Raw genomic sequence first — 6,176 nt, forward strand, 5'->3', positions numbered from 1 at the left:
GTTCACCACCGGAACGACGCGCAGGAAGCGATCGCCATTGTGGGGATGAGCGGCAGTTTCCCCATGGCGCCGGATCTGGACGCCTACTGGGAAAATCTATTGCAGGGGAAAGATTGCATCAGCGAGGTGCCGCCAGAGCGTTGGAATTGGCGGGACTCCCTGCAGGCGGTACACAGTGCTGAAAACCGCGACAGTATTCGCTGGGGAGGATTCATTCAGGATATGGCGGAATTCGATCCGCTCTTTTTCGGTATCTCCCCCCGAGAGGCCGAACTGATGGATCCGCAACAGCGGCTGTTGATGACCCATGCCTGGAAAGTGATTGAAGAGGCAGGTTACTCGGCCGCTTCTTTGGCCGGCAGTACGCTGGGCATTTATGTCGGTACGGGAAACACCGGTTATGCGGGGCTGATCGTCGATGCGAAACTTCCGGCGGAAGGTTTCACCGCAACGGGGATTGTGCCTTCGGTCGGCCCGAATCGTATGAGCTACTTCCTCAATGTGCATGGGCCGAGCGAGCCGATTGAAACGGCGTGTTCCTCTTCGCTCATCGCCATTCATCGCGGTGTTTCAGCCTTGCGCCATGAAGGCTGCGATATGGTCATCGTAGGCGGCATCAATACATTGGTCACGCCGGATACGTTCGTCAGCTTTTGCAAAGCGGGCATGCTCGCCGCCGACGGCCGTTGTAAAACATTCTCCAGCCAGGCTGACGGCTATGTGCGCGGCGAGGGCGCGGGCATGCTGTTGCTGAAGCGTTTATCGGCGGCCGAAGCGGACGGCGATCATATCTATGGCGTTATCCGTGGCAGCGCGCAAAATCACGGCGGGCGCGCCAGTTCCCTGACCGCGCCGAATCCAAAAGCGCAGGCGGCCCTGTTGGCCAGCGCCTACCGCGATGCCGGCATCGACCCCAGGACGGTCGGCTACATTGAGGCGCACGGGACGGGCACCAAACTCGGCGATCCGATTGAGATCAATAGCCTGAAAGCCGCGTTTCACGATCTGCAGGCACGCTATCCGGGCGAGGAATACCCTGAGGCGGAGTGCGGCGTCGGGTCGGTGAAAACCAACATCGGGCATTTGGAGATGGCGGCAGGCATTGCCGGCGTCATCAAAGTGTTGTTGCAGCTGAAACACCAGACGTTGGTGAAGAGCCTGCACTGTGAAGAACTGAATCCCTATATCGATTTCACGAACACGCCATTCTATGTGGTGCGGGAGAATCGCCCCTGGCGCGCATTGCGAAACGCGCAGGGTGACGCGTTGCCGCGCCGGGCCGGCGTCAGTTCTTTTGGTTTCGGCGGCGCCAACGCGCATATCGTGATCGAGGAATATCGCGACAATAGGTCGGTGCTGCCGGCGCCGCAATCGCGCTATGTGATCCCGTTGTCAGCCAGGGATGATGTTCGCTTGCGTGACGTAGCCCTGAACCTCAGGCGATATCTGGATCAGCAACGGGAAAACCCTGAGCTGACGCTAATGAATCTGGCCTATACGCTGCAAGTCGGGCGGGACGCCATGACGGCGCGACTGGGCTGGATCGTGCAGTCCCTCGACGAGCTGAGGGTAAAGCTGGACGACTTTTTACAGGGTAACGAAGAACCCGGCGAGGTCTACCGTGGCCGGCGCAGCAGCCACAATGCTCTGGTGGCGCAATTCTCGGCCGATGAAGAACTGCGCGAAGCCATCGCGAAATGGGCGGCGCGCGGTAAATACGCCAGGCTGCTGAGCCTTTGGTGCCAGGGGCTGGAGTTTGATTGGTCGGGCTTATATCAAGGGCAGCAGCCGCTTCGCCTGAGCCTGCCGACCTATCCCTTTGAGCGCCAGGCGTTCTGGCTTCCCGCCGCTCAGGGGCAGGAACACGCCGCCCCCCGCGTCTTGGCGCATGACGTTCACCGCCAGCCGGAGAAAACAGACGGCATACCCGCGCCATCATCCCTGGCGGACGGCACGCCGCAGAAGGCCGAGGCGCGCTTTGATCTTGAGGCTTACCTGACCGCGCTGATCGGCCGGCAGCTCAAAGTGGCCGAAGCGGCGATTGGCCCGGATACCGCTCTGGAGGAGTTGGGCATGGATTCGGTCGTGTCCATCGCGCTGTTAAATGACATCCGCGAAACCTTCCCGCACGTCTCCCGCTCGCTGTTTATGGAATACCACACCGTCGGTGAAATTCAGCTGTATCTGCGCAGCCATTTCAGCGAACGGCTGGCCATGCTGGGCAACCCAGGGCCGTTGGCAGAAGCGGAGCCGGAGCGGCAGGCGGAGGCAAGCAAAATGCGCGCGGAGGAGGCGCAGGGGCAAAATATCAGCATCATCGGCATGGCGGGGATCTTCCCGCAGGCAGAGGATATCGCTGCATTTTGGGATAATCTGCGCGCTGGCCGAGCGGCGCATTCCACGCTGAGTGACAAGCGCAGACGCCTGATGGCCCTGGATGAAGAAGAGGTCGGCAGCAGCAGAATCGGCGCCTATCTGGAGGGGGTCGAGTATTTCGATCGCAAACTGTTCAAGGTCTCTCACAAGGACGCGCAAAAACTGGATCCCCAGATCCGAAAATTGCTTGAAGTCATTTGGCAATCCATCACGGACGCCGGTTATACCCTGAGCCAGTTCCGTGAGAAACGGACCGGGCTTTTTGTCGCCACCCGCGGGCATTCAGGCTATCAGGATATTCAGGCCAAAGTGGATCCGCAGCAGGCGGCTCAGTGGCGTTTCCAGGCGGAGCAGATCTCCGCTTACGCCAACCGCATTTCAAACATTCTGAACCTGTCGGGGCTCAGCGAGATCGTGGAAACCGGATGCGCCAGCTTTTTGGTTGCGATCAGGCACGCCATGAGCGCCATCAGAGAGGGGCGTTGCCAGCAGGCGATTGTCGCCACCGCGGAACTGGGGCTTTCGCCCTTCGTGCAGAACCGCACCGACGATCAAGCGCTGTACAGCTCTCATCCGGTCACCAAAAGCTTTGCCAGTGATTCCGACGGTTATGTGAAAAGCGAAGTGGTCGGCGCCATTATCCTGAAAGCGGAGGAGGATGCCTTGGCGCAGGGCGATGCCATTTACGTCAATGTCAAAGGCGTCGGCGTCAGCCACGGCGGCAAAGCCCCGTTGAAATGGTACAGCCCCAATATTGAGGGGCAAAAAGCGGCCATCGCCGCCGCCTTCGCGGAAACCGGGCTCGATCCGGCGACCATCTCCTATATCGAACCCGAGGCCAACGGTTCCCAGTTGGGCGACGCGGCGGAGCTGGTCGCCATTCAGGCGGCCTATGGCCCCCACCTGCAGGGCACCCAGTCGGCGCCTATCGCCATTGGTTCACTCAAACCCTTGACCGGGCACGCCGAAACGGCATCGACGTTCCCTGTCCTGGTGAAAATGGTGCTGTCCATGCAGCACCGCCAACTGGCGAAAATTGCGGGGCTCGGCCCGTTGAACGAAGGGATCGCTCTGACCGACGGTTTTGAACTGCTCGATGAAGATCGCCCCTGGCAGAAGCGGGGGCCTCACCCACGGCGCGGCGCCATCCATTCCATGAGCATTGGCGGCGTGAACGCCCATTTGCTGCTTGAAGACTATGAAACGGAACACCACGCCGAGTGGTCCCCGGCCGAGCGGCCATTCATTTTCCTGTTTTCTGAGGCGGATGAGGCGGGATTGGATCTGCTGGTGAGCGATTACCTGGACTTTCTGCCGCGTGCGTCGGCAAACCTCTCTGCACACGACGCGGCACAGGAGCCCACGCCAGAGGAGCTGCGGGCGCGCGAGTCGCTCTATTTGGAACGGCTCGAATATACCCTGCAACAGGGCAGAGAGCATCGAGACGTGAGACTGGCGGTCAGCGCCGCCAGCATTGCGCAACTGCAAGAGAAGTTGCAGCGCCGGCTGTCGCATACCGGCCATCAGGATGGCATTTACGACAGCCGCGCGACGTCATCCCTAAAAGAGGAGGCGTTGTCTTCCTTGAGCGACGGCGTGCGACAAGCCTTGTTGAAATGGCTGGCGGGGGATGCCGTGGAATGGGCCAAACTGCGGCAGGACGAAGGGTGGCGAGACGGGCTGCGCAAGCTTCATTTGCCCGTCAACCCATTGCGGAAGCTGTTCTGCTGGCATGAGGGGTTCCACGATAGCGACGTCGCCGACGGAGATCATGCAGTGCCGACAAACGCGGAACAGCGTTCTGTCGTGGAGTAAGGGTGCAATTGCACCGTTGTTTTTTTATTCAAATAGGGGTGTGCAATGAATGAATTAGACGAAGCCCTGTCGGGCTACCTTGTTACGCAGGCTGCGAAAGTATTGAAGTGCAGCCCGGACGATATCGAGTGGGAAAGCGATATTGATGAATATGGGTTTGAGTCAATGGAGGTCAACCAATATTGCGTCGATCTGAATAAATTTTTCTCTATCAAATTGACGCCGGTTGTATTCCTGGAAGTCAATTCGTTGCAAGGGCTGAGTGAGTATCTGAAAAAACATCACTTCAATCGTCTTGAAATGACCTTTTTATGAACATGACTCTCAGAGGAAACTTTTATGGAAAAGTATGACATTCAAAGTGAAACGCAACGCAAAGCCTTCGACCTGATGCCACACTTCTTTCTCGATCAGGAGGAGCAGGCGAATTTCCACTTTATGATGCATATGCGGTTGCTGTTGAACGCGCCTGAGTTTATGGCCACCTTCGAACGCGACCTGTTTGAGAAGAAATTGGCCGACCTCCAGGCGAAATGCCCGGATCTGGCCAACATAGATTGCGCCGATACCTTCATAAAAATGAAGTCTTACGATTTCTCAAATATGGATCGGCATACATTCCAGCACATGATCAATGATGCAAGCAATCCGCCGATTATTGCCAAGGGTTTTCTCAACGACACGAAAGCCGTTCAACAATGGACCCATGAATACCTGATTGAGCATTACAAAGACACTGAAATTATCGCGGTGGGTTATGATGAAAAAGAAACCAGCCTGAAAAAACTGAAGCTGGAAAAAATACTGCGCTCTCAATTGGACAAAGATTCAAAGGTCAGCTACTACATCAACAACTCTGCGGAAATATTTAACGACTATCCGGATTTAATTGACGAAGTGGGTGCTGAAAAAATACTTGATCTGTTTTATGGTCATTCGGCGAATAGTTTCAGTCAGTTATTTGTCGGCAATCTTCGCACCTGGGGAACCAACTGGCATCAGGGAAATGATATTTCCTGCGCACTGATGATCAGCGGGGTAAAACGGTGGTATTTCGTCGATCCGCGGCTAGGGTATATCTTGCGTCCCTTCTTTGACGGCGCCAACGGCATGTCAGCCAAGATGGATGCTCGTCTGGATATGAACTTCCATAAAATCCATAGTCCACTTTATGCGTACGCGCCCAAATTCTATGTCGATCTGGAACCCGGCGACGTCATCTTCTTCACGAAATACTGGCCGCATGCGGTTATCAACACCACACCGCTGCAGATCATGGCCAATATGCGAATGACGGAAGTGAATCTGGATACCATGACCAAGGGCAAAGATGTCCCGACGCTGATGCCGGTGTACGACAACATTCTGAACTCAGATCCCTCCTTCATCAAATTCAAGTTCGATATCTTTAATAATCTGGGGAAAAAATCCAAAACTATCGGCGATGAGAATTATTTCTCTGCCTATACGTCGACCGGCGATGTTCTGACCAATGGGGATAAACAATGAGCGAGTATCTGATAAATTCTGGCGAGTTCAACATGATTGTTTGTCCGGCAGACAAAGCCTATTACATCCTTAATGACGATCGGGCTTCGACGGAGACGCTGCAGGAATTTCTGGACGGTGAGAAGGTGCAGTACCACCGGCTTAAGCCCTTGTGGTTTAAGTATCGCGCCGATGAATCCTGGCAGGATCTCAATAAAAAAGAATACCGACTGGGTAAAGAGCTTTCCGAGGCGGAACTGATTGACCGTTTTGTCTTGAAGGCATTTAACTTTGGCAGTTTGGTCGCCGTTCGTGACAGCCAAACGGGCGCCGTCAAGATATTTAAACGGGACAAGTTAAAAATGTCCGTCCGTTAGTAACCGATTCGCCTGAATAAAATTGATGCACGCCTTCTATTGATTTCGCCCGGTTGTACTAGACTCATGGGGGGCGTGCGGCAGCGCTGTTAACTGCGCCAGGGAAAGTGATTGGAGAAA

General features: G+C 55.7%; 4 protein-coding genes (1 of these 4 cut by a window edge). All 4 read left to right on the plus strand.

From position 1 onward, the window contains the following. Tightly spaced (at most 45 nt apart), the 4 genes in view from JK621_RS11125 to JK621_RS11140 form a layout consistent with a single transcriptional unit that may run on beyond the window. Positions 1–4,191, plus strand: partial view of an SDR family NAD(P)-dependent oxidoreductase gene (locus JK621_RS11125; RefSeq protein WP_212559839.1) — the end only. It extends 15,606 nt beyond the left edge of the window; 4,191 of the gene's 19,797 nt are visible here — the last part of the coding sequence; its start codon lies off the left edge, out of view; the stop codon is at positions 4,189–4,191. A 45-nt stretch (positions 4,192–4,236) separates the two neighbouring features. Next, on the plus strand, positions 4,237–4,506 hold the full coding sequence (locus JK621_RS11130) for an acyl carrier protein (RefSeq protein WP_212559840.1): 270 nt from the start codon (positions 4,237–4,239) through the stop codon (positions 4,504–4,506). A gap of 24 nt (positions 4,507–4,530) precedes the next feature. Next, a complete protein-coding gene (locus JK621_RS11135; RefSeq protein ID WP_212559841.1) occupies positions 4,531–5,700 on the plus strand; it encodes a cupin-like domain-containing protein in 1,170 nt (389 codons plus the stop codon). Continuing rightward, positions 5,697–6,056, plus strand: coding sequence for a hypothetical protein (locus JK621_RS11140; RefSeq protein WP_004944605.1), 360 nt, complete (start codon positions 5,697–5,699; stop codon positions 6,054–6,056). The genes JK621_RS11135 and JK621_RS11140 overlap by 4 nt, the downstream gene beginning before the upstream one ends. Positions 6,057–6,176 lie beyond the last annotated feature (120 nt).

Source organism: Serratia plymuthica, from assembly GCF_018336935.1.
Classification (GTDB): Bacteria; Pseudomonadota; Gammaproteobacteria; order Enterobacterales; family Enterobacteriaceae; genus Serratia; species Serratia plymuthica_B.